At 39.7% G+C, this 26,781-nt stretch carries 22 protein-coding genes and 1 pseudogene; 11 read left to right on the top strand and 12 right to left on the bottom strand.

The features are described 5' to 3' along the window. Nucleotides 1–70: 70 nt before the first annotated feature. The 8 genes and pseudogenes from EL210_RS09585 to EL210_RS09550 form a co-directional block, all read right to left on the bottom strand. On the bottom strand, nt 71–1,273 hold the full coding sequence (locus EL210_RS09585) for a glycoside hydrolase family 5 protein (protein ID WP_004372375.1): 1,203 nt from the start codon (nt 1,271–1,273) through the stop codon (nt 71–73). Between the two features lie 72 nt (nt 1,274–1,345). Further along, the gene (locus EL210_RS09580; protein ID WP_026286010.1) at nt 1,346–3,124 is read right to left on the bottom strand and encodes a RagB/SusD family nutrient uptake outer membrane protein; all 1,779 of its coding nucleotides are present in this window, start codon (nt 3,122–3,124) and stop codon (nt 1,346–1,348) included. 11 nt (nt 3,125–3,135) lie between these two features. Continuing rightward, the gene (locus tag EL210_RS09575) at nt 3,136–6,306 is read right to left on the bottom strand and encodes a SusC/RagA family TonB-linked outer membrane protein (protein WP_018921182.1); all 3,171 of its coding nucleotides are present in this window, start codon (nt 6,304–6,306) and stop codon (nt 3,136–3,138) included. Nucleotides 6,307–6,561: 255 nt separating this feature from the next. After that, nucleotides 6,562–7,599, bottom strand: coding sequence for an L-rhamnose/proton symporter RhaT (locus EL210_RS09570; protein WP_018921183.1), 1,038 nt, complete (start codon nt 7,597–7,599; stop codon nt 6,562–6,564). 48 nt (nt 7,600–7,647) lie between these two features. After that, nucleotides 7,648–8,898, bottom strand: a complete 1,251-nt coding sequence (locus EL210_RS09565; protein ID WP_004372383.1) for an L-rhamnose isomerase — start codon at nt 8,896–8,898, stop codon at nt 7,648–7,650. Nucleotides 8,899–9,311: 413 nt separating this feature from the next. Then, nucleotides 9,312–10,287: pseudogene (locus EL210_RS09560) on the bottom strand (IS982 family transposase). An 84-nt stretch (nt 10,288–10,371) separates the two neighbouring features. Next, a complete protein-coding gene (locus tag EL210_RS09555) occupies nt 10,372–11,616 on the bottom strand; it encodes a site-specific integrase (protein ID WP_018919321.1) in 1,245 nt (414 codons plus the stop codon). 587 nt (nt 11,617–12,203) lie between these two features. Then, nucleotides 12,204–12,875: a hypothetical protein gene (locus tag EL210_RS09550; RefSeq protein ID WP_231291711.1), complete on the bottom strand. Its 672-nt coding sequence runs from the start codon at nt 12,873–12,875 to the stop codon at nt 12,204–12,206. Nucleotides 12,876–13,071: 196 nt separating this feature from the next. Here EL210_RS09550 and EL210_RS09545 point away from each other — a divergent pair, with 196 nt between their 5' ends. Beyond that, the gene (locus EL210_RS09545) at nt 13,072–13,608 is read left to right on the top strand and encodes a hemerythrin domain-containing protein (protein ID WP_018919320.1); all 537 of its coding nucleotides are present in this window, start codon (nt 13,072–13,074) and stop codon (nt 13,606–13,608) included. Nucleotides 13,609–13,640: 32 nt separating this feature from the next. Continuing rightward, the gene (locus tag EL210_RS09540; RefSeq protein WP_004372397.1) at nt 13,641–14,015 is read left to right on the top strand and encodes a rhodanese-like domain-containing protein; all 375 of its coding nucleotides are present in this window, start codon (nt 13,641–13,643) and stop codon (nt 14,013–14,015) included. A 140-nt stretch (nt 14,016–14,155) separates the two neighbouring features. On the opposite strand, the gene EL210_RS09535 is transcribed toward EL210_RS09540, so the two are convergent. The 4 genes from EL210_RS09535 to EL210_RS09520 form a co-directional block, all read right to left on the bottom strand. Further along, nucleotides 14,156–14,488, bottom strand: a complete 333-nt coding sequence (locus EL210_RS09535; RefSeq protein ID WP_004372399.1) for a TM2 domain-containing protein — start codon at nt 14,486–14,488, stop codon at nt 14,156–14,158. A 3-nt stretch (nt 14,489–14,491) separates the two neighbouring features. Beyond that, nucleotides 14,492–14,869 (bottom strand): DUF2752 domain-containing protein, encoded by a 378-nt coding sequence (locus EL210_RS09530; protein ID WP_018919319.1) that lies wholly within the window; start codon nt 14,867–14,869, stop codon nt 14,492–14,494. A 2-nt stretch (nt 14,870–14,871) separates the two neighbouring features. Then, nucleotides 14,872–15,222 carry a CD225/dispanin family protein gene (locus EL210_RS09525; RefSeq protein WP_004376794.1) on the bottom strand — a complete coding sequence of 117 codons (351 nt, stop codon included), beginning with the start codon at nt 15,220–15,222 and terminating at the stop codon, nt 14,872–14,874. 259 nt (nt 15,223–15,481) lie between these two features. After that, nucleotides 15,482–15,913, bottom strand: coding sequence for an acyl-CoA thioesterase (locus EL210_RS09520; RefSeq protein WP_004372405.1), 432 nt, complete (start codon nt 15,911–15,913; stop codon nt 15,482–15,484). Between the two features lie 545 nt (nt 15,914–16,458). Here EL210_RS09520 and glf point away from each other — a divergent pair. The 9 genes from glf to EL210_RS09475 all read left to right on the top strand — a co-directional run bounded on the left by glf (nt 16,459) and on the right by EL210_RS09475 (nt 26,358). Further along, nucleotides 16,459–17,634 carry a UDP-galactopyranose mutase gene (gene glf / locus EL210_RS09515; RefSeq protein WP_025879460.1) on the top strand — a complete coding sequence of 392 codons (1,176 nt, stop codon included), beginning with the start codon at nt 16,459–16,461 and terminating at the stop codon, nt 17,632–17,634. A 232-nt stretch (nt 17,635–17,866) separates the two neighbouring features. Then, complete coding sequence (locus EL210_RS09510; RefSeq protein ID WP_025879461.1) at nt 17,867–18,679, top strand: LicD family protein; 813 nt, start codon at nt 17,867–17,869, stop codon at nt 18,677–18,679. Between the two features lie 7 nt (nt 18,680–18,686). Beyond that, nucleotides 18,687–19,649, top strand: coding sequence for an acyltransferase family protein (locus EL210_RS09505; protein WP_018919316.1), 963 nt, complete (start codon nt 18,687–18,689; stop codon nt 19,647–19,649). Nucleotides 19,650–19,685: 36 nt separating this feature from the next. After that, complete coding sequence (locus tag EL210_RS09500) at nt 19,686–21,224, top strand: MATE family efflux transporter (protein ID WP_018919315.1); 1,539 nt, start codon at nt 19,686–19,688, stop codon at nt 21,222–21,224. A gap of 299 nt (nt 21,225–21,523) precedes the next feature. Beyond that, complete coding sequence (locus EL210_RS09495) at nt 21,524–22,030, top strand: acyltransferase (protein ID WP_232000313.1); 507 nt, start codon at nt 21,524–21,526, stop codon at nt 22,028–22,030. Beyond that, nucleotides 22,018–23,028, top strand: a complete 1,011-nt coding sequence (locus tag EL210_RS09490; RefSeq protein ID WP_018919313.1) for a glycosyltransferase — start codon at nt 22,018–22,020, stop codon at nt 23,026–23,028. The genes EL210_RS09495 and EL210_RS09490 overlap by 13 nt, the downstream gene beginning before the upstream one ends. Next, nucleotides 23,022–24,110, top strand: coding sequence for a glycosyltransferase family 4 protein (locus EL210_RS09485; RefSeq protein ID WP_018919312.1), 1,089 nt, complete (start codon nt 23,022–23,024; stop codon nt 24,108–24,110). Before EL210_RS09490 ends, EL210_RS09485 begins: the two co-directional genes overlap by 7 nt. A 166-nt stretch (nt 24,111–24,276) precedes the next feature. Continuing rightward, a complete protein-coding gene (locus EL210_RS09480) occupies nt 24,277–25,362 on the top strand; it encodes a glycosyltransferase family 4 protein (RefSeq protein WP_025879463.1) in 1,086 nt (361 codons plus the stop codon). Nucleotides 25,363–25,422: 60 nt separating this feature from the next. Then, a complete protein-coding gene (locus EL210_RS09475; RefSeq protein WP_018919309.1) occupies nt 25,423–26,358 on the top strand; it encodes a glycosyltransferase family 2 protein in 936 nt (311 codons plus the stop codon). Nucleotides 26,359–26,781 lie beyond the last annotated feature (423 nt).

The following is a 26,781-nucleotide window of genomic DNA, read 5'->3' as shown; positions in this document are numbered from 1 at the left end:
AATCTAACCTTTACCTAACATCTATATAAGTTCAAAAACGAATATATATTCTAACTTGACAACTAATGAGTTATTGCTTGTTTTTCAGTAAAGCATTCTTTATGACACGAGCACGCTTCGTCTCTATTGGAGATGCTGGCGGTATTGGGTCGCGAGAAAACCAAAATGCCTCTAAACCCTCCGGTTGTTCAAGACTCCAGCCTTGCCATTCACGGAAAGCATGATAGCACCATGAGTAGTGTTTCTGCTCAAAGATATTGATCACGTCTTGTAGCCATGCTACAGCACTTTCGACAGGTGCCCAACAGATAACACTAAACTCACCGATAAGAGCCGGAACCTTATATTTTTCTATGAAATCGTCAAACGGTTTCATGGCTCTTTTCACACTGTCTAAATCGCAATAATTGTATTTGATGGGAACAGCATAAATATCGGGAGCATAGCCGGGATATTTGATATTGAGCTTTGCTAAAGCTTCTTCTCGCGTCATATCCTTAGAACCATGAATTCCATCAAGCACACCTTGATGGGTGAATCCACCAGGCCTGTAGAAATGAATACTGTAAACCACACGCTTATCATCCAATGGAGTAACTTTGGGGAATTCATTGATTTCTATAACGGGTTCATAGACAATCCAAACGTCCTTATCGTATTTGCGGATAGCATTGACACATTCTGTGGCGATACTCTTCCATTCCGGCGGAATACGTGTCCAGCCTATACTGGGTTCATTAAAAAGGTCGTATCCCCATACGATATCGTCATAGTAAGAATCCTTCAGCTCTTTAGCCACGCGATCCCAAAATGAGACAAAAGCAGTCCTTGTCGCTGGGTCTTTCCAAAAGTCGATTTTGGCAGCATCATCGCCTGTTGGTACTTTACCTTTAATATAGCAGGGGGCTTCATGTAAGTCTAGGATGACTTTCATACCGACTGCTTTCGCTTCGCTGAGCCGTTGCTTAAGCATGCTGATGTAACTGCTAAGCTGCAAGTCGTATGTAGACCCTTGTTTTGCAGCATAATTTACAGGGTTAAGTTGTAGACGTATCACGTTGGCTCCCCATGACTTTGCTGCTTCAATAGTATTTTTGTCAGTGTATTGCAGTGACCCTACCATAAAGCCACGTACGGTAGGTGGTAATTCCTCCTCTCCTTTAGGCTCTTCCTTTGGAGTATCAGGCTTAGGTTTCGGGGCTTCCGGATCACTACTACCACATGCAGTAAGTACTGATAGTACCAGTCCTAAAATAAATGTTAATTTTCTCATAATACATTAATTTTTAAACAACGGTGTCCATAGAGCTTAGGGCTCTACAGACACTTGTTGAAATTATTATATTTACCACTTAGGATTTTGTTCCACATTCGGCATACGAAGAATTTCGCTCAGAGGGATAGGAAGCAGATAATACTTCTCATCTGCTGTGGGTTGACAATCTACAGCCACTACGCGTGTTTGCTTGAGGTTGCCGGCGTCATCTTTCACCCAGCGCATACCTGTTTTAAATTTAGATACTTCGGGAAGAATTTTCCAACGACGTATATCGTAGAATCGATTTTCTTCTAGAGCTAGTTCTACACGGCGTTCACGTCTGATGCGCTCACGAAACTCCCCTTTGCTCAAACCTGTTGGTAGGTCAGGCATGCCTGCGCGATGGCGTACCTTGTTGACTGCAGCGTATGCTATTGCTGTTGGTCCATTCGCTTCATTCTCTGCCTCTGCTAATGAGAGATAAAGTTCGCCAAAACGATAGATACGGTATAGCGTCTTACTGGCACCTGCCACACGCATCGTTTTATCGACATATTTGCGCAGGTAGTAACCTGTCGGACTACGTTGTTTAATACCGGCCATACCGTGTGCACCGCCTACATATGACTCTATATATACGTCTTCACCTTTCACTTCGCCGAAGTGTGCACCATTGTACCAAATGGATGCATAGAAGCGCGGGTCGCGGTTCACGTACGGATTTTGGTCGTCATAGCCTGCTGCTGGATTGATGATAGGCTGCGTATGACGTTCGTCTTTATAGCCTTCAATAGGAACTTCCCCATTTGCCATCTCGTATGTATCTACCAATTCCTGCGATGGGCACAATCCGCACTTTTCTGATGGGAAAGTCGGAATCTCGTTCATCAAAAACATAATGACACCGAATGCTCTATAGGTTTGGTTACCATACCCCCAAGAATCGATAGCCTCCAAAATCGTCTCCTTATCAGCCGGCATCTGTGCCTTGTCTGGGCGGGTAATAAAGTAGGTCTCGTAGTCGGGAAATAGTTCGTAGCCATTTGCCTCTAGGGCGTCTACAGCCTCTTTGCAAGCTTTTGCCGCTCTAGTCCATTTGGCCTGATCGCCTTCCGGATTCCATAAGGGGCTGGCATTGAAGAGCAATACTGAAGCTTTGATGAAGTGGGCTATAGCTTTTGTCATACGGCCACGTTCGCCTTCTTCTGTCGTACGGAATGGCAGGTTGGGCTCAGCGATAGCATCATCGCAATCTTTTACTACAAAGTCGGTACATTGCTGATAAGTTGCACGCTTCACGTCTGTGAAGTCTTGTTTTAGTGTAATATCGGTATCGAAGAGTGGCACACCGCCGTAATTCTTCATCAAGTCGAAGTAGTAGTGTGCACGCAACACTTTTGCCTCTGCGCGATACCGTCCTAGCTTAGCAACTTCAGGTATGTTTTTCTCATTGGCATTTGCCAAAAAGATGTTAGTTTTTCGAATACCCCCATAGGCTGTTTCCCAGAAGTCCCTATCGGTATAACGCAATCCAGTTTTCCCCTGACTAAAAGGACGATTGGTGGAAGAGGTACAGCTACCTTGGTTCCAATATTGCAACTGTTGCCATGAATCGGTAGGTACCTGACTGTCTGTACCGTCATCCTCGTAGGCTGCAAGGAATGTAAAATAATGGTAATTGACGCCATATTTACGGATGCCTTCATACATTGAGTTCACGTACGACTCGGTGTAATCTATATTGTTGAATACATCGGTTTGGGTCATACGTCCATCCGGCGTAATATCTAATGCATCTCCACAACCGCTCAGAAGCAGTAGGCCACTTGCAAGGGCCAAAGATATTTTAAATGACTTGTATTTCATAATTATAAGTTTTAGAAGGTTACGTTTACACCGATATTCCATACTTTAAGTAGAGGGTAAGTACTATTGTCCATAACCTCAGGATCCCAATCCTTAAATTTCATCTTGTCCCATGTCGCTAGGTTGTAGCCATTGACATATAAGCGAACCACCTTGGCATTAATGGCTCTTGACCAATTCTTAGGCAAGGTATATCCTATTTCTAGGTTTTTCAGACGGATGTACGAACGATCCATATTAAAGAAGGTGCTGTTGTATATTTCACTGGGCGACTGTGCCAAAGCCAAGGCTGGGAAAAGAATCTCCTCGCCTGCAGCTGCGCGCTCTGCAGTCCATGCTTTCTTGTGGAATTCACGGAAGTCGTACCATTCGTAAGGGCCGGGTGACCCCACTGCACCCGATACATTAAATGCACCTTGGAACAGTGCCGAAATATCAAAGTTCTTATAGGTTATGCTAAGTGCTAGACCTGCAGTGTATTTAGGTACATCCGAATATCCGATAGGAGACAAGTCTTTTTGGTTGATAATATTATCACCATTGACATCCTTATACTTCAAGTCGCCGGGGCGTGGTTGTTGGCCTTCGTACTTTGCGTAAGCGTTGATCTCGTCTTGGTCTTTGAAGAAGCCTTCTGCTATCATACCCCATTGTTGGCCAATGCTATAACCTGTCTGATGGTAAGGATATGCATAAGTTTCATCAAATTTCAGCTCATCCATATATACCACCTCGTTGTCGTTGTAGTTGAGGTTTGCTTTGGCCATTATGAGCAAATCTTTGGTGATGGGTTTATTAAATGACATTTCCAATTCATAGCCACGATTCTTTACGCGCCCGAGGTTGAAAGGAGCAATTGTAGACTGTGCCACACCAATAATTGATGGAGTGGAGTTCTTTGTAATCAGAATATTGTCACGACGCTCTGAGAATATATCGAACGAGAGGTTGAAGTACTTCCAGAGACCCAGTTCGAAACCTACGTTCAGTTTTTTTGCGGTCTCCCATTTTAGGTTCGGGTTACCAAAGAACAGCTCTTGAATAGTATTGTTGTTTGACAAAGAGGGTGAATAGCCACCATAACTTCTTGTTACATTGTCGAGATAGAGGAATCGCGTATTGCCAATTTTGTCATTACCAACAAGACCATAAGATACGCGTAGCTTCATCTTGTCAACCACATTAGTCCACTTTTCGAAGAACTTCTCACGCGAAATGTTCCATGCAGCAGAAGCAGATGGAAAGAAGCCATATCTGTTTTTCGGCGCAAACTGTTCCGAACCATTGTAGCCGGCATTGAACTCTGCTATATACTTGTCGTCGTAAGCATAGGTTAAACGTGTTGCCAAACCTTGCACATTGAATGGTAATACATCCGAAGCCTTAATTTGTGACTGTTTCTGAGCCAGTAACAAAGCTGTTACAGTATGCTTCTCGTTGAAAGTTCGATTGAAGTTAATCTGCCATTGTAAGTCATAGAAAGAAGCAAATGTAGCCGACTTGCTGGTAGAAAGAGGGGTGTTGTCGAAGTCGGTACGAATACGGTGATATTCTATGTAATCGCTACCGTCAGGATTTTTTCGGTTCGGATCAACCACAGACTCCCAGTACTGGTATCCTTTCTTACCAACGAGATAATTGATAGACTGGGTGTCGTACGAAGCTGTAAGCTTGGTAGATAGTCCTTTCAAGAGGAAACCAAGGTCGTAAGACATACCGAAAGTAGCATTTACAGAACTGCGTGTCTCTTTTCTGTAACCGGAACGGTTAATTTGTGCCCATGGACTGTACTGATAAGAGCTACCTCCGAGAAGCACCTCGCCATCGGGCGTGGTAGGTCCTGCTTGAATGTTAGGCCACTTACCCAACAGGTTTGTCAAAAGAGTCAGTGTTTCCTCGTTAGGACCGTTGACCGTTTCAAACGTACCAGCTGCATTCAGGAATGCTTTCAATGTCTTGCGGGCATTGAGAGCTACGTCGATATTTGCACGGAAGTTGTATCGGTCCATAAACTTTTTAGCATCATAGCTGGGCTTCTCTGATTTGTCAAGTTTAAATTGACCACCCTGATGCAGGTATCCCACGTTTACAAAGTAATTGACATTAGCCCCTTTACCATTCAGCGTGAGATTGTAGCGTGTCTGAGGCACCCACTTGTTAGTTAATTCGTCTACCCAGTGATGATTACTATAAATGTTCGGCTGGTCACCAAGACGATAACGTTCCAATGCATAGGCGGAATAGGGAGGTGCGTCGGTCACTCCGGGATTAGGATGGTCATTGTGCCAAGCCTGATTCTTCAGAAGTGCCCAGTCGTAAGAGTCTATTTGCGACGGCCAACGGGTGAACGTCTGCCAACCTGTTTCTGCGGTAAGACTAATGTCGGGAATTTCGCTCGTACCGCGTTTGGTGGTGACGAGGATAACGCCGTTAGCACCACGCACACCGAAGAGAGCTGTAGAAGAAGCATCTTTCAAGATAGATACATTGTCTACTTCATTGGGGTCGAGCGAGGTAATATCACGCTCCACACCATCGACCAAAATCAGAGGGTTTTGCCCATTGATGGTTCCGCGACCACGCATGTAAAGATTGGTTACATCGCGACCGGGCTCACCGCTACGTTGGATGGCAATCAAACCCGGAAGACGACCGGTTAGCGTCACGGCTAGATTGGCAGCGGGGCTCTGCTTCAATTCTCGTGTTCCGATAGCGGCAACAGCACCTGTAAGCGTCGTCTTCTTTTGTGCACCATAAGCTACTACCACTACTTCGTCCAGTGCCTTGGTGTCTTGCGATAGCACAATGCTTATAGTACTTTGTTTGCCGATGCCAATCTCTTGGTCGCTATATCCGATATAGGAAATACGAAGTACTGCATTGTTAGTTACTCCGGAAAGAGTAAAATGTCCATCAACGTCAGTTACAGCGGCATTCTTGGTACCTTTGACTGCAACAGTGGCACCAATGATTGGCTCTCCGCTGTTGTCGGTAACGGTACCTGTAATCTTCTTCGTCTGTTGTTCTACTGCCATTGGCATACTGCTCTTTGTAGCACCTGCTGTTATAGGCACCAACAAACTCGAACCCAATAATAAAATGAGTCCTGAGAGTCTAAAGGATGGTCGGCTCCAATAAGAATCAGAAAGTCCACCAGTAAAATAATGAATTTTGGTTTTCATCTTTCATGCTATTTTTAAAGTAAATTCACGGTCAAAAGTTAAAAAACTAATTTTTAAATGATTGTCTTCCCTTGATGGTTTAGCTAAAAATATTAATGTTCGTACTACAAAAATAGGCTAAATCATAATAAGCAAACATGTTCTTTTTGATTTATGGCCTATAAATTCTGCTTATTCTTAATGTTTCTGTATTTAATTTTCCATTATAGTAGCCTTTATAGTGCTTCTACGGACTAAAGTCAATTAAGATTTTTTTCATATTAGTTGTGGAATAAAAGGACTTATCATTAGTATAATAACGCCGAGTATGAGGATTGCAATAACTTTCTTCGAGCATCCCTTCCACTCTTGTAAGATGATTCCCCATATATTCGAAAAGACGACATTCTGTGCCATCAGAATACAGAAAGAAAGGGTGAGAAGTGCCGGCGAGGACAGAAGAAAGTTCTTGCCTAGCGAGAGCCCGAAAAACTGGCTATACCACAGCCCACCGGCCAAGATGTAAAATACAAGGTTATTACCCCATGTGTTGCCTTTGGCATAGTCTCCCCACGTATGGTTTTTATTGTTTTGGTACAGACAATAGACTGCGTTGGTGAAGAATCCGCCCAAAGTTACCAGAAAGGTGGCGGGTAATGTGTGGAATAGCGCCGGCGTTGCAGTAAAGTGAATATTTTGACCAAAAGTTAGTCCTACATTAAAACAACCACTCATAAAGCCGCATAGCAAAGCAATGATGATACCTTTGTAGAAACTGTTTCCCTTTTTGTTGGCCTTCGATGTCTCTGGAGCGAGGGTTGCTGCTCGCATAGCTCCTGCAATACCAATAATGGCTATGCCGATGAGCGTGACAAGAACTCCAATCATGACTGCCCCGGTAAGCTGTTTCATCGGATTCAATTCTGGATAAAAGGTGTTGAGAATGACAGGTCCCATGATGGTTCCTAAAGCAGCACAGGTACCTAGCGAGATACTCTGTCCGAGAGCCACTCCTAAATAGCGCATAGATAGACCGAATGTTAATCCGCCCACTCCCCACAATACTCCGAAAAGGATTGTCATCAAGAGATGGAATGTGTCGGTTTGCAATAGGAGCTCGGAAATGCTGTTTCCTTCGGGGATTGCGGCAATTGTTCCTAAAAATGGGAAGACCAACCATGCAAAAAAACCTTGAACCAGCCAATAGCTTTCCCATGACCATTCTTTTATCTTATTGATGGGGACATAACAGCTTGATTGGCAAAAAGAGCCAATTGCTATAATGAATAGTCCTATAATTATATTTATATCCATAAGTAGTGTGACGATAAAAGGTTCGCTTCAAAGTTTATTTCTCATGTATTAACGCTGAGAAAGAACTTTCCTTTCGTATTCTTCAATTTGCGGAATGAAATCTTCGCCTACAGGGACATTGTTCTTATAATTGAAATAGTCGTAGACAGCACCAAAAGGAAGACTTTTAGCCTCTTCCAGTAATGCCAGACGTTGGAAATATTGTTCCTTGCTTTCATAGTCGCGTAATTTGGCAATCGGTTCGAGCAAGGCTTGGAGAATACACTTCTGAGTAGCGCGAGTGCCTATGATGTAGGCTCCGATACGATTGATACTTGCATCAAAATAGTCTAGTCCCACGTATGCTCTGTTTAGTGCATCCGCTCTTACGATTTCTTTGAAAAGGTCTAAGGTCTGGTCATTCATAATCGTAACGTGATCGCTGTCCCAGCGTACCGGTCTACTCACATGGAGCATGAGTTCGGGAACATAGAGTAGCAAGGATGCAACCATATCTGATACATTTTCTGTTTGTTCGTAATGACCTGTATCCAATGTGTAGATTACCTTGCGACTAGCGCAGTAGCCCGCATAAAAATCATGCGAACCAACCGTATAGCTCTCCAGTCCTATACCAAACAATTTTGCTTCGACACAAGTCTTCATGTTTGGAAGCATTTCCTCCAAGATGTCATCGAGCGATTGAGCTAGGATATCGCGATAATACTTACGGTTGACGGTTAGGTCTTTGCTACCGTCGTGTACCCAGATATTCATTATACAAGGGCTGTTTTGCTCTTTCCCCATGTAGTCTGCTATATGGCGACAACGTTTTGTATGTTCTATCCAAAAGTCTCTAGTCTCCTTATCTGGATTAGATAGTGTCAGGTTTCCACTCTTCGGATGAGAGAAACTTGTTGAGTTGAAATCCAATTTCAGCTTATGCTCCTTTGCCCAGTCTATCCAACTTTGGAAGTGCTTTGCCTCTACTTGGTCGCGATCAACAAACGTTCCGCCAAAATCTCCATATGTTTCATGTAAATTCAAGCGATGGTTACCAGCCAAAAGAGTTTGAACATAAGCTATGTCTTGGCGTACCTCATCTATATTCCTTGCTCTGCCGGGATAATTCCCGGTTGTTTGGATTCCGCCGGTGAGCGCCGTATTGCGTTCGAAGCCCATCACGTCGTCTGCTTGCCAACAATGGAGCGAGATAGGAATACGTTCTAATAAGCTGATTGCTTTGTCGGTATCTATACCAATGGCAGCATAGCGTTCTTTTGCAATCTCATAGGCTTGGAGAATTTGATTATCTTTCATGATGATTCTATTTTTGTTTTATGTAGTTAATAATTTCTTGATGCTATATATAAATATTAAATAGGTATTAGTTGTTAGTGAAATGGTATATGTATTTGGCTATCAGGCGTAGCCCCCATTCTTTATCGGAATCAAAGATGCAGTATTTTTTTGTATAGCCAATCAACTCTGTCATTTTTTGTAGTGCTTAAATCAAAGAGTGAGGAATTGTCATTGAAGTACCCGCGTTTTGCTGCTTTTGAGATGTATTTAGTCTATGCTTGGTCTGGTTTCTTGAAATAATGATATAGGCTGCCTTCTCAGACAGGAGTATGAATTAAAAGTCAATCGGAGACTATCGCACAAAAGCGAAAATAGTCTCCGATTATTCAAGGATAGTTTTTAAGTTATTAATTACTTACCCGTTGGCGGAATTAATTTAGTGCGTATTTAATTCTTCCGATGGGTTTGTTATTAATAAAGTTGACATATTGTAATATGGTCAGCGCACTAATTTTCCCGATTATTCGGGCAAACAGACCATTTGTTATTTTCGCATAATTCCTGATAACCAAAAATTGATCTGTGAGTTGTGAGAAGAGAGTTTCAATCCTTTTTCTGGCTTTGGCAAAAGGGATTAATTTTGGTTTCCAATTCTTTTGGTTCAGCCTATATGGACATTCCAATCTAATGTGAGCCGTTTGGAAAAGATCGAGTTGAACATCAGCCCCTATATATCCCTTGTCGCCATAGATGTTACAGTCATGATAGACCAGCTTGACATCTTTCATATAATTGAGGTCATGCACGCTGGCCTTTGACAAGTCATAGGTATCACCCCACTTAACCCACAGAGTGCATTGAGTTTATAGCCAAAGTAATACATATTTTGAGATGCACAGAAGCCGAAATCCGGTGCTTGTGAGAAATCTCCCATTCGCCCCATCTTGCAACGCTTCCCTCTGGCAACCCTGCATACGGCTATCGGCTTGGAATCTACGAAGAATTGAGTTTCCCCACCGTCCATTTGGGCAGCGATTCTCTTTCGTATGTCTTCGCATAATCCTGCGGTATTCTTTCTACGGTCGTTGAATTGCCTGCGAGATATGAGGTTAGGTATTTTGTCTTTGTACTCCTGAAGCTTATAATCAAAAAGCCATTTTTCACTATCAATGCTCTCTGATTCCGCTGTCAAGGACAAGGCAACGACCTCCAAATCTGAAAATTTTGGCATGGGACCACGACGGGGTATATTTCCCTGCTCATTGACAAGGTTGTGAGAGAATTGCTTGCATATCTCAAGGATTTTGACGAATTTTGTGTATAAGTTGCACATACGAGGATTTGTACTTAATGGTTTTACTTCACTAAGTTACTAAAAATCAACGATATGTGCAACTTTTTATATATCATTATAGCTACATTTTAATTCCGCCAACGGGTATATATTGTTTGGATGTTGTCATAATAAAGGCATTTTTATTTTTCGTACCATTACGCAAAAGTCTCCGAGGTGACGAATTCACCGATGTCGGCAAGTTTCTCCGAGAGCACATTCATTTCCTTGTTCAATTTCTCATTGGTAATCTTGGCGTATATCTGTGTGCTGGAGATACATTTGTGCCCCAATACGCTGCTGACAGACTCGATAGGCATGCCGTTGGAAAGGCATACTACCGTTGCCATCGTATGGCGCGCCATGTGCCAAGTAATGTGTTTGCGGATGCAGCATTTCTTCATGACGGTACGTAGTATCATTTTGCAGGAATTATAGGACGGAACGGGAAAGACACGCCCGTCTTCGCACAGGCCTTTGTATTTCTTCATGATTTGAAGGGGAATGTCAAGCAGGCGGACGTTTGTTTCCACACCGGTCTTTTGTCGATGGGTGTGTATCCATACACTGCCGTCGAGCGGGTTGGACACGATATTTTCCTCCCGAAGGTTCTTCAGGTCTATGTAAGCCAATCCCGTGAAAGCGCAGAAAAGGAACAGATCGCGGATGAATGTCCGCTTGAAGTTCATCTTCGGGGCGTTGATAAGCAGTCCGAGTTCTTCTTTGGTAAGGAATCCTTTTTCTGTTTCCTCTTTCGGCACACTGCAGTCAGGGAATGGATAACGCATCAGCCAGCCGTTTTCTACCGCCCTGTGCAGCAGCATGCGGACGGGACAGGAATATACCCAGACAGAATTGCAATGCAGGTGTTTTTCTGCAAGCAGGTAAGTCTCAAAATCGGTGATGAATGTTGGTTGAATTTCTTTTAGGGCGATGTCACTCACATGATAGCGTAATTGCAGGAAGTCCTTTAAGTGACTGTATACGGCATGGTATTTCGTCAACGTGCTTTTTGCCTTCATGCCGCAGTCGACTTTCTTGGCATAATCTTCTATGAAGTGGCCATAAATCTTTATGAGTGTCTGGCAGCGATATTCCAAACCAAGGAAAGCATTCCTGACTTTCTCAGCCGTGACAAAGCTGTCGCGCTCCATGATTTCCTGATAATGCCTTGTGATACCTACACGGAGTTTGTCGAGCATCCGGTTGGTTTCCCGTGCCGTTACACTCTTGCCAACCGCACGACCACCCTTGATGCCCCAGAGATTCGGCTTGATGGAGAGCTTGCAGCTGAACTGCGCTTGCGTACCGTCCACGGTGATGCGCCCCATGATGGGTGACGTACCGTCTTTCTTTACCTTGTCTTTCTTCAAATAGAAGATGACTGAAAATGTACTTCTCATTGCTTTTATTCCTTTCGTTTGCAAAATTATTTACTGTGGAGCGGTTGTCCACTAAGCAAATCGAGGGGAACGAGGAATAAGAAACCGACGGATGGAAATTTTCAGCCTAACAGCCTATTTCAGAGCGAATTTCCTTGATTTTCCACCTGTCTATCATCCCCCTTGCAGGGGTTACGAATAGGAGACGGAACGCTGTCACTGTTTGGCATAAAGACCGTACACGGTTGGCTTTACGCTGCTTTCCAAAGCCCTTTTAAGTCTTTGATTAATAACGCTATCGCTTCATTTTTCCGTTTTTCAGATTTTATATGTACTTTTAGGGGGTGAAATGCATCATTTGGCAGTCTGAAATGACTCATGTTGCAAGTTCAAGTGAGGGATATGGTGATTTTATATGTGTGAAATGATAGAAAAATGTCTTATATTTTTACTTTTCATTTCTATTTGCTCCGAAAATCAGTACTGTTTTATTTGTAGTTTATTCTTACAAAATAGAGGAGCAGGCAAAGGCTTTTTATGGCATATGAAGCTGAGAAAAACAATTGCGCCCGCTCCAAATGGAGAGGGCGCAGAAGGCTTGTTGGCTTTTATCTTTTCTTTCCATATCTGTCAATCAGCGTATGTTTTTTCCCTTGAATGGCCTCGAAGTAAGGCGGTTCACTGCGCAATTGCATGTCATCATAAATGAATTCGGCAATTATGGTGTCTTTTCCATCGGGCAGAATAAGCCCCATTTTCCCATTCTTCTCTGCGATGACAGGCATCATGCAGAGGTCATCGACATAGACGTAGGGCGTGCGGAGAAAATCGTAAAGCGGGTGAACGAGGATGTTTCCTTCATGGTCTTTGATGCCAAACTTCCCGTTTTCCTCAAACACTTCATGGAATTTGATGTATTTCTTCTTGATGCGTTGCAGGTAAGCTACAATCTTTCGGGGATTGTTAATCATTCGATGCCAGTAGCTGTAGGTGTCGCAATAGTTGGCAGCTGCACGCGTGATGACCATCTTCCAATCAAGTCCGCTGATGGCTTTTCGGTTCAAATCAATATAGCGGGCAATAGCTTTTTCTTTCTCCGGAATACTTAATTTCGACAGTGATTCCTCGAATTTAAGCATGATAGTCTTTGAACCTGACATGCCTTTAATATAGCGATGAATCTGTCGGCTCATCTCGTTGCATACAAATTTGTCGATTTCTGCCAACTCAATCTTGTCGACATAAAGCTCATCAAAATTCTCTGCGGTTATCTTTTTCATATTAGTGTCCTCCATTGTTTTTGCCAAAGGTAACGATTTTTAATTTGATGAAAGAATGAATTACTTTGAAATGTGACATATATATGTTATAAAACATACCTTAACCATTATTAACCGGTTTTCGGACACAATTGTTACTTCATTTTGTTGGGGATTTATTTACCTTTGCATCCATAATAAATAAAGGTACAAAACAATGAATTCTATTTATCCATTTGAGCAGTGGCCACTTGATTTACTGGTTGACTATGTGTTGAAAGTGCATCATCGGGGGACGCGCGAACAAGGGCCTGTTATCCTCAATAAGCTGATAGAAGTGGCTGAGGCACACCGGGAAGACAATCCAAATCTGTTGAAAGTGACGGATCATTTTCGCAATTCGCTTTACGATTTGGATACACATTGCATGAAAGAAGAGCGTGTGCTCTATCCTTATATCCTTGAGATGTTCAGTGCACACAGTATCGGACAAACGGTTACACCATTCCATTGCGGCACAATTCAAGGGCCGATAGGCGTGATGATGGCTGATCACAGTGATGAACTCGACCGGCATAATCGTATCGCTGAATTGACCGATAATTATAAAGCTCCCGAAGGTGCAGATGAAGATTACGTTGAAGCGATGCAACTTCTGAAGCAGTTTCGCCAAGGACTTGACGAACATATTGCACTTGAAAACGAAGTTGTGTTTCCAATGGCATTGAAACTTGAGGGGCTGGCGGTAGAGTAAAGGGATTAATTTATGAATAATTGAATATAGAAATGAATAAGATTAAAATGTTTTTAGGCGCTTTGTTGGGTTCGGCATTGACTGCATGTGCCCAGAATGAGAATATCACAAGTGTGGACGCAAAGGCCTTTCAATCGGCAATTACGAAAGACAGTGTGCAGCTTGTTGATGTGCGTACGGCCGGCGAATATGCTACCCGGCATATTCTTTATGCGGTGAATATCGATGTCCTGCAACCCGATTTCAAGGAAAAAGCAGGGAAAATGCTGGATAATTCAAAGCCGGCATATGTTTATTGTCGTTCTGGAAGACGCAGTATGACGGCGGCAAATATTCTTGTGGGAATGGGATTTAAGGTGGTTAATCTAAAAGGTGGAATAGAAAGCTATCCTGTAACGGAAAAATGATAAAAGGATATTTCGTTGTCGGTGGGCTTTAAGCATGTGGCTTGTAAGCCTCACTTCAGAAAAGAAAAGGCAGAGAAATCTCGATAAAGCGGTTTGCCTTTTCTTTCTCTTTTAGGAGTGACAGGAGCTTTTCATCCCTTTTATTTGTGGTTTAAAAAGGTTTGGAGATTGACCGCTTTAGTTCTGTCCATGATGATGAAAATGTCAATCAGCCACCAAACGCCCAATCCTCCGCAGGTGAAGAGCTTCAGAATGCCCAAGCCAATATCACCAACGTAGAGGCGGTCTATACCTAAATGACCTGTGAGAATCGAAAGAATGATACTGATGGTTGGGTCTTTCAGCTGTGACATAAACAAGCTGGCATGGCTGTAGTCCATTTGTGTCAGTTGGTTTTTGATGCTATCAAGTGACATCAGGGGCAGGCGATTAGCGTAGATGCAAATGAGTTGTTCTGCTTGATTTTGTTCCATGTTTCAAATGTGATAGAGGTTTCTGACAATCAGCCATGCAAAGAACGTAATGACATAAAGCCATACGGCAGGTTTGCTTTCAATGATTTTTTTCAGACTGTTTTTATATTTTCCTTGCGGTAGGGCCATCGCTACGAGGAACGAAAGTGCATAGGGCAGGGCGTAAATCAGATAATAATTGTAGGCGATGGCATGCAAAAAGTCTCCATGCAGAAAGGCATGGAAAAAGCGTTGTATGCCACATGAAGGGCAATCAAGCCCGGTAAGAAGTTTGAAAGGGCATTTGGGCCAAAGCTGATAAGATGAAGGATTGGCGAAGTATAGAGCGAAGATTGCGACAGCCACCGCAGAGATGACTGCCCCAATTTTTATCTTACTCACAATCAGTGCATTTTAGAGTAAGCCAAGAAGAATTGCAGAATAGTATAAATGGCCCCAATAATAAAGCCAAAGACAATACCGTAAGTGCTGTATTTCTTGGCAGTTTCAGCTTCAGCGATTGCTTCCTGATAATGTCCTGTTGCATAGAGGCTGTCGACTTTGCTGGCCTTGATAATGGCAACAATGCCAAAAGGAAGGCAGCAACACACGGTTGTGAAGATGGCAAGTGCAAGGTTGTTGTTGGGTTTAGGCATGGGAGGTGTGGTTTCCTGGCATGCGGTTTTTACTTCATTTTCGATTTGAGCTTCCTGTTGCGGTGTGAAATTTTGCTCGTTGAGTTGTTCGTTGTCCATGTGTTTAATGTTGTTGGAGACTATTGTTATACAAGCATGTGCATGTCTCCACTATCTGCCCATGCTGCTTTTTTGTTCGTTTACAGAGCATTTGTATTCTGTTTTCTTGCCCGACGGTCATACCTTGTATAAGTCTTTGCCTCCGGCATATTCATTCAGATAATGAATGATTTCGCAAAGTTAAGCATTATTTGCGGCTCTCACAAATGATGCGTGGAAAATCTGTAAAATATCTTAATTTCCGGATAGCTTGCCCCATTCAAGGCTTTCTCCTAACATCGCGCCCCTCGAACTTGCAAATGGCATCAATCCATTCGGGCAGCATGGGAATAGACTCGTTCCGCTCAAGATCAAAGGCTACCATGACAGTGCGACCGATGCATTTCACTTCTTGTGTGTCGATGTCTACAAGGCGTTGGATAAGCGTGAAACTCTTTGTCCCAATCTCGGTAATGGCGGTTTGCACCTCAACTCGGTCGGTACTGTGCACCTGGGCAAGGAAGTCGGCTTCTACATGAACTGCAAAAATGGCATGATTGCCTTTGGGAATGTTGCACACTTTGCGCACATAGTCAATCTTTGCCGTATCATAATATTGGAAATAGGCCGTGTTGTTGATGTGTCCGAACTGATCGGCATCGGTAAATCTCAATTGAATTTGCAGTTTATGATGAAATTCTGTCTGTTCCATTTCCCAAAGATATTTCTTTCTGTTGATAATGCTGTTGGAGAGCGGACGAGTGTCCGTTGTCCGTTTTCAGTTGCAATATTCGCATTTTTTCCTGACATATACAAATATTTCCCACTTGATTTGAACGATTTCTTTGAATATATGGGTGCTGCTTTATGAAACGACAGTTGGAGCTTACAGAAGCTTGTGTCTTTGGTGTATGAGGTCGTTTGAGAATGAAACAGTATTGTGTGCGTTTGCTTTTTAATAGCTTGTTAAACTTTGTTTGTATTGTCTGTTTTCGTCAATATTTCGTTTTCTTATGGATAAATTTGTCGTATTCATAATAAAAGTTTATCTTTGTAGACTAAATTACGCATAATCTGTCAACTTACGATTCATGCTTATGGTGTTTGTATTCACTATAGTAGCTACTGCGGACTTTTGGTATTAAATTATCAGTCAGATGCGGATAACTGCATGAGTATCGTATTTTCTCCTTGATATTTTTGTTGAAGGAGGAGGAAAAGTTGTATGATTTCAGTGCAGGTTTATTTGGATTAGTAATGGAGTCTGTTTACGATTATCTTATTGTAGGAGCCGGACTTTTCGGTTCAACATTTGCCCACTTTGCCCGTCAGCAGGGCAAGCGATGTTTGGTCATTGATAAACGAAATCACCTTGGGGGAAATCTATATTGTGAGACTGTTGAGGGAATAGATGTGCACAAATATGGTGCGCATATATTCCATACGAATTCGAAACAAGTGTGGAATTTCGTAAATTCATTTGTAGAATTTAATCGTTACACAAATTCTCCCGTTGCTGATTACCAAGGGAAGCTTTATAATCTTCCTTTTAACATGAATACTTTTTATCAGATGTGGGGGGTGACTACACCGGCTGCGGCTCGAACCAAATTAGAAGAACAGCGTGCTGAAGCGATTGCGAAGATGAAAGCTGAAGGTGTTGGCGAACCGCGTAATCTTGAAGAACAAGCGCTTACACTGATAGGAAAAGATATCTATGAGCGATTGATCAAAGGTTATACTGAGAAACAATGGGGCCGGAAATGTACCGAGCTTCCTGCATTTATCATTAATCGGTTGCCTGTTAGATTTGTCTTTGATAATAATTATTTCAATGATAAGTATCAAGGCATCCCTATTGGCGGATACAATAGATTGATTGAAGCTTTGCTCTGTGGCGTTGATACGATGACTGACGTTGATTTCTTTGATTGTGAGCATAGCTACAATCATGTTTCGGGATTTCATAAGGTTAGAAATTCAAACTTTGATGTTCAATGCAGACAGCTTGTTTTTACAGGTAAGATTGATGAATACTTCGGTTATCAACTTGGAAAGTTGGATTATCGCACAGTGCGTTTCGAGCAAGAAATACTTGATATGCCGAATTATCAGGGAAATGCGGTTGTAAATTTCACAGAAGCTGCTGTCCCATATACGCGCATTATCGAACATAAACATTTTGCATTATTTGGCCAAGCTGTCTATGACAATCCAAAGACAGTGATTTCTCGTGAATATTCAACAGAGTGGCAAGATGGTATGGAACCTTATTATCCTGTGAATGACGACAAAAATAACCGCCTTGCGCAACAGTATCGTGCATTGGCCTCAAAAGAGGAGAAAGTTATCTTCGGTGGACGTCTTGCTGAATATAAATATTATGACATGGCTCCGATTGTGGAGTGTGTGATGAAGATATTCCAAGTGTAGAAGAAATAGTAGATAAGAATAAATTTCAATGATTAAGAATATGAAAAAGTCTATCGTTCCTATACCTTGATAGGAGCCTGATTTTTTGATTTGAAATTTGAAAATCCGGCAGAGGATAAATGATATTTTATTCAAGCCTTTTATTCTCGTAAAGATTATAATTTAGATGATTTTAAGTACTATTTGTTAGACACCATATGCTATGAACATGAATAAAATATAATTAAAGATAATGGTTTCTAACGAGATTCAATCACAATTGCGGGCACAATATAATCCTCAGGGCTCTATTTTACGTAGGGCACAATGTCGGATGTTGGAGATGCTGTCATTTCTTGATAGTGTATGTAAGGATAATGGTATTACTTATTGGATAGATAGCGGTACATTGCTGGGGGCAATGCGTCATGGTGGTTTTATCCCTTGGGATGATGATTTAGATGTCTGTATGTTGCGGGATGATTATATCAGGTTTAAAGATATAATGTTACATAATAATCTAAGTGAAGATTTTGTTTTGCAATGTCATGAAACCGATGAGCATTATTATGGAACGTGGGGAGTATTACGTGATTTAAAGACAGAATGCTCCGGAGGAGGTAATCGATTAAACAATTTCAAATACAAAGGATTGCAGATTGATATTTTTCTGATAGATGACAGGGGTAATAAGCTGATATGGAGATTGTGTCGTCACTATTTTGCATACCTTATTAATGCCCCCTTATTTGAAGGTCGATTGACAAAGTATATTCGTTGGAATGTTCCAATTGCTTTTTTCGTCTTTTCTAAAATTATCCTACCAATAGCTCGGCTAATGACATTTCCTTCAAAAGATTCTTTCTTTTATGCTAATGGTATGTTTTGGTATTGGAAATGGAAGCGGAGAATTATATTTCCATTGTCAGAGATAAAGTTCGAGGGAAAATTTTTTCCAGCACCTAATAATGTAGATGAATATTTGAAAACCATGTATGGTGACTGGAAAACTATTCCTGATGCAGAACATAGAGAGACACATAATTTTTCTTTTAGATTCATATAATTGAAGTATGACATTACATTTCGAATATATTGACCGATTAAAAGGCTTTGCGATGCTATGTGTCGTATTGGGACATATCGTATGTTTCACGATGTATGACACTTGGGATATTGCTGTACAGGATATCAATTTGGCTTTTGTGAGCATGTTTCACATGCCTTTGTTCATGTTCTTGTCAGGTTTTGTAATCCATACTCTCCCAAATTGTAAGAAATTAGCTAAGAAGTGTTATAGTTTCTTACTTCCTTTCTTGTTCTTTGGTGGGATATATACCTATGTGAGCAACGGGACAATAGAAAGTGCTCTTATTAATGAGTTTAAGAATGGTTATTGGTATTTGATGGTGCTTGCAATGTTCTATTGTTTGCTTACTTTGCAGAAATCAGCTAAGAATAAATGGTTTGAATTTATTATTCCATTTGTAGTCTACTTTATTTTATCTATAGCAGTTAAACATCTGCCTTCAAATTCTGTGGATTTATTAAGTTTGGGATTGTGTCGGGCAAATTATCCTTTTTTCATACTCGGGTATTTTGCCAGGAAATATAATTGGATGGAATGGTTGGTGAATAATAATTGGTTATTTACGATTGCTTTATTATCATTTATCCCGGTATATGTTATGTTTCACGAAAGTGTATTCAAGCATTTCATTCAGATACTGATAATACTTATTCTTATTGTTATTTTATATGTGTTCAAAAAGAGAGAAAATGATGATTCTTATATGGAGAAAGTTTTGGCATTTATAGGGAAAAATTCTTTGGATGTTTATGTTCTGCACTATTTTTTCTTCCTTATCATCAACCTTCGTGGACTTGCTTTGTGGTTTAAGAGTACAGGGAATATATTGATCGAAAGTATTATGTTGGTTGTATTTGCCTCTGGTATCTCTCTCTTATGCATATATTCAGGGAAGCTATTAAAGCAAAGTAATCTTATAAGGAAATACGTGTATGGACACTTTTAAGGGTATCTTCACTTGCAGTAAATAAGGCATATAAGAATGTCACAAGAAATGTCAGGTAACAAATTGATTGCTAAGAATGCGACTATGTTATATGTTCGCATGTTTTTTACATTAGCAATTAGCTTTTATAGTTCCCGAATAGTATTAAAGGCATTAGGTGTATCTGATTATGGCATTTATAACGTTGTTGGCGGTGTAATTGTAATGATTAATGTTCTGACTGGGTCATTAGGAAATGCAACCTCTCGTTTTTTGACATATTCTTTAGGAAAAGATACCCCTATTGTCCTTCAGACAGCATTCTCCACAGCTTATTATATCCATCTTATTCTGGCTATAGTTTTTCTACTGATAGCGGAAATTTTGGGGGTGTGGTTTGTTAATACACAGCTTGTTATTCCTTTAGACCGCATGGTGGCTGCTAATTGGGTCTTTCAGTCTGCAGTTGTAAGTACGGCATTAAGTATAACGCAGATCCCTTATGATGCTTCCATAAATTCTCATGAGAAGATGGGAACTTTTGCCTATTTGCAAATTCTCAATGCTATCCTAAAATTAGGAATTGCCTTTGTCGTTCTTATAACTACTATTATTGATCATTTAATTTTATATAGTGTACTCTATGTTGTATTATCTATTGCATTTTTGCTTTATTATCGGTATTACTGTAAGAAAAATTTTGAAGAGTGCACTCTTCTTCTAACTTTTAAGAAGAAGTTGTTCAAGCAGATGATGGCCTTTTCTTTCTGGAGTATGTTTGGTAGTGTTACTAATACTTTTATGCAACAAGGTCTGAATGTGCTTTTAAATCGTTTTTTTGGAACATTATTGAATGCAGCTGCGGGAATAGCTGGTCAGGTTCAAGGAATTCTATCTGCTTTTACAGGAAATATAACAATAGCTTTTCGTCCTCAAATTATAAAAGAGTATGCGGTGGGGAATTATTCCCGTTTTAATTATTTAATACAGGTAGGAACTAAATTTATGGTCATTGTGTCCCTGTTAAGTATTGTTCCTGTTTATTTTAACCTTGATTTATTGATGAATCTGTGGCTGGATAATGTTCCTAAGGGAGCAGTTGAAATATGTCAAGTCCTGCTACTAACCAATATTTTTAATGGGTTCAATCCTTTCCTTAGTTTTGGAATTTCAGCAACAGGACATATTAAGAAACTTAATATTATCTTAGGAATCATGTATATTGCTTTTATTGGGATTTTCTATTTGGTTCTGAGATTTACGGATTCCTATATTCTTACCTATGCTATAAATCTTTTATTATCGCCAATTTCAACAATAGTTTATCTTTTTGTTTTGAAGAAGAATTTGGAAGAATTTGAAGTTTATAAGTTTGTTTTTTCTTCAATACTGCCAATAATGGCTTTATGCTTATCTACAGGGATCGTAGCATGGGGAATAGCATTGTGTCCTGTTAATGCTTGGGTAAAATTATTTATTACTCTGTTGGTTTGTACTATTTATACGTGCTTAGTCTCTTATAAGTATATTTTGGATATTACCACAAAGACTGTTTGTAAAAATTACATTTTGAAAAAGTTACATATGCAGAAATAAAACTGCATATGTAGAGACTTCCAACACTGAATATAAAAGATTATTAGTTTACATTAATGGTAGCATGTTATCTTGTCTAATATCTAAGTGTGAAGTTTTGATAAGCAAGAAAAATATTGATACGTCGGAGTTATGAATAGCTTTTTTTCTTTTCTATGAATATCTTTCAGTTAGTATTCTATAATATATACTCTTTAATATTTTGTTTTCGGATTTTCCCCTTTCTGGTAGCTGTAAGGAGACCTGTCTTGATACATCCTTGTGTAAGGGTAAAAAAGATACATAGAGGTGGAATAGTCTTGAAGAATGATACTGCACGTCTCATCATAGGATTTAATGGTACAATAGGGCAGTCTAATTGTCAATCGATTTTAAGTATATCAGAAACTGGAAAATTGATTATTTCAGGGTTGACAACCTTGGCAAAAGGAAGCCGTTTAATCATTGATAATGGTAATGTTGAGTTAGGATGTAATTTCTTTTGCAATGGGGATTGTTTCATTAGGTGTACTTCTTCGATTAAGGTTGGAGATAATAATATGTGGGGATGGAACATCATGTTAAACACTTCAGATGGACATTACACTTTTGACAGTGGAGCGGAGCGCCCTCTGGAAGGAACTATTGTGATAGGGCGGCATGTGTGGCTAACAACAAATATTATTGTTGCAAAGAATACTGAAGTGGCTTCTGAGTGTGTTGTTGCTCAAGGAACTTTAGTTACAGGTAAATTTAGTGAGGAACATTGTCTTATAGGAGGTGTACCTGCTAAAATAATAAAGAGAGGTTACTCATGGAAAGCTTAATAAAAGTAGAATCCCTATTCCTCTCTATCATTATTCCTGTTTTTAATGGAGAGAAATATATTTTGAGATGTATTAAGTCCATTCTATCACAGGAATTAAGTAAAGAACTATATGAAATTATATTGATAAATGATGGATCACAAGATAAATCATTAGATATTTGTAATGCTCTCTCTCGGGAGTATAGTCATATTATTGTATTAGATCAACCTAATAGTGGACAAGGTACTGCACGAAACTTTGGAATGAGTATAGCAAAAGGGAAGTATATAACCTTTGTAGATATAGATGATTATTTTCATCCCAATGTTTTGAAAGATATTTGTAATATTCTAATGGGCCATTCTCCTGAGATCTTGGTAAGTCGTAATACTGCTATGAATTGTAATGGAGAAAGTATATGTCAACCAAAATATAAATATGCTATAGGAGAAAAATATATAGGAGAAAAATTACTATTAGATAACTATCTTCCGGCATCTGTATGGTCTAAATTTTATTTAGCAAAATTCTTAAAGAAGAATTCTATCAGCTTTTTACCAAATATAATTCATGAAGATATTGAAATGAATTTAAGAAGTTTTGCTATAGCCACAGAAATAGAATTTACTAATATAGTCACCTATACGTATTATTGGAATCCTATATCTACAGATAGACTGATGGATGATGATAAGAAGTGTAAATCAATCCTTTCGGATTTGGTTATAGCACATAGCTATAAACATTTGAAAAATAAGTATACTTTGTCTCCAGCTTTGGTAGAATATTTCTGTCAATTATCAAATTCATTGGTAGTTTCTGTGTTTTTACAGTTGATGAAGTTGAGAAATCATATTGCTTTTTCTTCTATAATACAGATTTCACAAAAGACAAAAGAATTAGGCTTAATCCCAATACATGGAAGAACAAGATCAAAAAAAATGGACAGGGTGGCTAAATTGTTATTTTCTTATCGATGGTTTGATTTTCTCATTAAATTCCATAACAGATGGTGAAGATAGCATATATTATAAATGGGCTATGGAATCCTGCAGGTATGGAACGGGTTTTTACGGTACGGGCAAATTTCCTTTGTAAATATTTTGATATAACTTTCATTACGAGAGGACAAGGACATAGACCTGATTATTTCCCTTTAGAAAAGCGTATTCATAGGATTGATATAGATGATAAAATACCCTATTTTAATGGGTTGGAAAAATGTTTGTTAGAGAATCAATACGATATTACCGTATCCACTGGTGGTGAAGATTTTTTTTTTCTGTATAAAATAAAAGATAACAGTAAGAAGATTTTTGAATTCCACTTTTCCTATGATATATCCAATGTGTGGATGCGCAGTATCATGAATCCTATAAAAAGAAAGATATGGGCTGAAGTTCAAAAGTTTAGGCGTATATATTTTGCGAGTCATTATGATCAAGTAATTGTTTTGACGAAGACAGATTGGAAGAAGTGGAGAAAATGGATATCGAAAGTCTTATATATATATAATCCGTCAACAATAATTTGTCATGAAACTTCAATATGTGAAGTTAAGTCAGCAATCGCTGTAGGACGTCTAAGCTATGAAAAAGGTTTTGATTATCTTATAGATGTATGGGAAAGAGTGCATCAAAAATTCCCTGATTGGCAATTGGATATATTTGGTGAAGGAGCATTGAGGTCAGAGTTACAAGCAAAGATCCAGGTAAAAGGATTAGCTAATATTATAAACATAAAAGGTGTTACAAACGATATTGTGAAAGAATATCAGAAACATTCAATCTATTTGATGAGTTCTCGCTCTGAGGGGTTCCCCTTGGTTCTCATAGAAGCAAGTTCATGTGGCTTGCCAATCGTTTCATTTGATTGCCCCAGTGGGCCGAGTGAGATTGTTGAGCATGGAGGAAATGGATTTTTAGTCAGTCCTGTTGGTAATATTGATGCCATGGCTAATCGTGTCATGCAGTTAATGGCTGATAAGTCTTTACGGCAAGAAATGGGACGACGTTCATTAGAGTTATCCCAAAGGTTTAAGCTTGAAAATATCGCAGCCGAGTGGATTGAACTTTATAATCAATTGGTAGGTTCATGAGTAGTCCCATGAGAGATTAATCCTTAAATATCATTTAACTTGTAGTTATTGAAGGAACTTTAATAGATGAGTGTAGAGAGCATATAAACCTCTTAATTTGAATTCTGTTTTTATGCTCAGTTGGTGTACATAACATACTTTAGAGTTTTTTAAAAATATATTTCTTGTGAAAATCGCATACATTATAAATGGTTTATGGAATTCCGCAGGCATGGAAAGAGTCTTTACGGTACGGGCAAACTTTCTTTGTAATTATTTCGATATAACTTTTATTACCAAAGGACAGGGAGGCAGACCTGATTATTTTAAGTTGGATAAGCGTATTCATAGAATTGATATATCCGACAATATTCCTTATAAGGATGGACTGCAAAAGATTTTGTTAGCGAACAGGTATGATATTACTGTTGCTACGGGAGGTATAGAATCTCATTATCTGTATAAGATTAAAGATGGCAGTAAGAAAATATATGAGTTCCATTTCTCTTATGATATGTCTAAGATTTGGAAGAAAGGCATAAAGAATTCTATAAGACGTTTTCTTGCAATCCAGTATCAGAAGTTTGGGCGCATCTATGTAGCAAGTCATTATGATAAGGTAGTTGTGTTAAATAAAGCCGATTGTAATAAATGGAGGAGATGGCTTCCCAAGACAATATATATTTATAATCCTTCTACAATTACATGTGAGCAAGCAACTACATGTGAAAATAAGCGAGCCATTGCCGTAGGTCGTCTTAACATACAAAAAGGCTTTGATTATCTCATAGATGTATGGGAAAGAGTGCATCAAAAATTCCCTGATTGGCAATTAGACATATTTGGTGAAGGAGCATTGAGGTCAGAGTTACAAGCAAAAATCCAGGAAAAAGGATTAGCTAATATTATAAACTTGAAAGGCATTACAAACGATATTGTGAAAGAATATCAGAAACATTCAATCTATTTGATGAGCTCTCGCTCCGAGGGCTTCCCCTTGGTTCTCATAGAAGCAAGCGCATGTGGCTTGCCAATCGTTTCATTTGATTGTCCCAGTGGACCGAGTGAGATTGTTGAGCATGGAGGAAATGGATTTTTAGTCAGCCCAGTTGGTAATATTGATGCCATGGCTAATCGTGTCATGCAGTTAATGGCTGATAAGTCTTTACGACAGGAAATGGGACGACGTTCATTAGAGTTATCCCAAAGGTTTAAGCTTGAAAATATTGCTACTGAGTGGATTGAACTTTATAATCAATTGGTAAGTTCGTAAGGAATTCAAGGAAGAATTAAAATCTTTATTGATGATAAGTGTAATAAAGTCTGTAGTTGCATGAAAAAACTTTCGATATTAATCCCTGCTTACAACGTAGAACGTTGGCTTCCCCGATGTCTGAATTCAATATTAAGTCAAGTAGAGGATGATATTGAAATCGTCATTGTAGATGATGGTTCCACAGACACTACATTGCAATGTGCCAATGAATTTGCTGAGAAGTGGAATGACATCAGGGTGTTTTCTAAGCATAACGAAGGTGTGGGGGCAGCCCGGAATTATCTTTTAGATAAGGCTTGCGGAGAGTTCATCTGGTTTGTCGATTCGGATGATTATATTGCCGAAGGCGCTCTTCGGCACATTTTTTCGGAGCTGAACAGCACGATAGATTTGTTGAGCGTTTCATATAATGGCGGTGTGTTTACGCCTTTTGAAGGGAGTGCCACCGAATATATACAAAAAGGATATATCAATGGTTATCTTTGGACGAAGATAATAAGACGGAGTGTCATTGAAGACGCTCATATCCGTTTTGACCCCCAAAGATATTCTCAAGAAGACTGGTTTTTCCTGATGCAGGTCTATCCATTATTGGGAAATATCAAGCAGATTACGCTGCAGGCATATGTCTATTGCGATGACAATGAAAATTCCGTGATGCGAGAAGCGCATGCAGAACATACAAGAAGGAATGTGGCCGACTCCCGAGAAACCATTTGTAATTTCAAGAGGTTTATAGATAGTCATCGTGACCAATCCTATAGCAGAGCCTATGAACAATGGATGAATTTCTCTGCAGCCGGCTATCTCTATAGTCTCTTCCCGATTGATTATGCCATGGAGGAGATAAAAAACGACATCAAGATATTCAGAGAGAAAGGGGTTTATCCGGTTGGGAAAACAGGGCGTAGGAAAGCTGATTTGTTCTTGATGTTTGCCAATCATGAGAAGATTTATCTTCTGTTGGTCAAGCTATATCGAATATTTAAGTAGAGACTTTGGTTTGTCTCTCTGAGGTTTACAGATGATTATAAGTCGCATCTAAACCATAGAACAGCTTCATTTTCAAGATACAAAACGACCTTTAAGATTGCTTTAACGTGTCGGTTTTGTAAGTATTATTATCCGAATTTTAACATTTTAGAATGCAGCCTTATAGAATATAAAAGATGAAAAATGAGGAATGATTTTACGATTTGGCTGTGACATCCACAGATTTTGAGGCATTATATGCCGTAACTTGATGTTGATGACAGGGCCAATTGAGTCAGAATGTGTGATAAAATCATAGAGATTGCCTCGTAACTCAATGCAGATTGCAGTGCTTTTTTACGTGATTTTATGCCATGTTTTCATGTGATTTTTCTAATGTTTTAATAATCAATGAGTTGCGAACTCGTGGAAAACAGCACTTAT

The sequence above is a fragment of the Segatella oris genome (assembly GCF_900637655.1).
GTDB lineage: Bacteria > Bacteroidota > Bacteroidia > Bacteroidales > Bacteroidaceae > Prevotella > Prevotella oris.
Note: the sequence above shows the minus strand (reverse complement) of the source record. Positions and strands in the feature narration are given on the sequence as shown.

What these genes read in the sequence shown, in the direction of transcription:
- EL210_RS09585 (WP_004372375.1), bottom strand. Translation starts at nt 1,273, where the DNA reads ATGAGAAAATTAACATTTATTTTAGGACTGGTACTATCAGTACTTACT.
- EL210_RS09580 (WP_026286010.1), bottom strand. Translation starts at nt 3,124, where the DNA reads ATGAAATACAAGTCATTTAAAATATCTTTGGCCCTTGCAAGTGGCCTA.
- EL210_RS09575 (WP_018921182.1), bottom strand. Translation starts at nt 6,306, where the DNA reads ATGAAAACCAAAATTCATTATTTTACTGGTGGACTTTCTGATTCTTAT.
- EL210_RS09570 (WP_018921183.1), bottom strand. Translation starts at nt 7,599, where the DNA reads ATGGATATAAATATAATTATAGGACTATTCATTATAGCAATTGGCTCT.
- EL210_RS09565 (WP_004372383.1), bottom strand. Translation starts at nt 8,898, where the DNA reads ATGAAAGATAATCAAATTCTCCAAGCCTATGAGATTGCAAAAGAACGC.
- EL210_RS09555 (WP_018919321.1), bottom strand. Translation starts at nt 11,616, where the DNA reads ATGAGAAGTACATTTTCAGTCATCTTCTATTTGAAGAAAGACAAGGTA.
- EL210_RS09550 (WP_231291711.1), bottom strand. Translation starts at nt 12,875, where the DNA reads ATGAAAAAGATAACCGCAGAGAATTTTGATGAGCTTTATGTCGACAAG.
- EL210_RS09545 (WP_018919320.1), top strand. Translation starts at nt 13,072, where the DNA reads ATGAATTCTATTTATCCATTTGAGCAGTGGCCACTTGATTTACTGGTT.
- EL210_RS09540 (WP_004372397.1), top strand. Translation starts at nt 13,641, where the DNA reads ATGAATAAGATTAAAATGTTTTTAGGCGCTTTGTTGGGTTCGGCATTG.
- EL210_RS09535 (WP_004372399.1), bottom strand. Translation starts at nt 14,488, where the DNA reads ATGGAACAAAATCAAGCAGAACAACTCATTTGCATCTACGCTAATCGC.
- EL210_RS09525 (WP_004376794.1), bottom strand. Translation starts at nt 15,222, where the DNA reads ATGGACAACGAACAACTCAACGAGCAAAATTTCACACCGCAACAGGAA.
- EL210_RS09520 (WP_004372405.1), bottom strand. Translation starts at nt 15,913, where the DNA reads ATGGAACAGACAGAATTTCATCATAAACTGCAAATTCAATTGAGATTT.
- glf (WP_025879460.1), top strand. Translation starts at nt 16,459, where the DNA reads ATGGAGTCTGTTTACGATTATCTTATTGTAGGAGCCGGACTTTTCGGT.
- EL210_RS09510 (WP_025879461.1), top strand. Translation starts at nt 17,867, where the DNA reads ATGGTTTCTAACGAGATTCAATCACAATTGCGGGCACAATATAATCCT.
- EL210_RS09505 (WP_018919316.1), top strand. Translation starts at nt 18,687, where the DNA reads ATGACATTACATTTCGAATATATTGACCGATTAAAAGGCTTTGCGATG.
- EL210_RS09500 (WP_018919315.1), top strand. Translation starts at nt 19,686, where the DNA reads ATGTCACAAGAAATGTCAGGTAACAAATTGATTGCTAAGAATGCGACT.
- EL210_RS09490 (WP_018919313.1), top strand. Translation starts at nt 22,018, where the DNA reads ATGGAAAGCTTAATAAAAGTAGAATCCCTATTCCTCTCTATCATTATT.
- EL210_RS09485 (WP_018919312.1), top strand. Translation starts at nt 23,022, where the DNA reads ATGGTGAAGATAGCATATATTATAAATGGGCTATGGAATCCTGCAGGT.
- EL210_RS09475 (WP_018919309.1), top strand. Translation starts at nt 25,423, where the DNA reads ATGAAAAAACTTTCGATATTAATCCCTGCTTACAACGTAGAACGTTGG.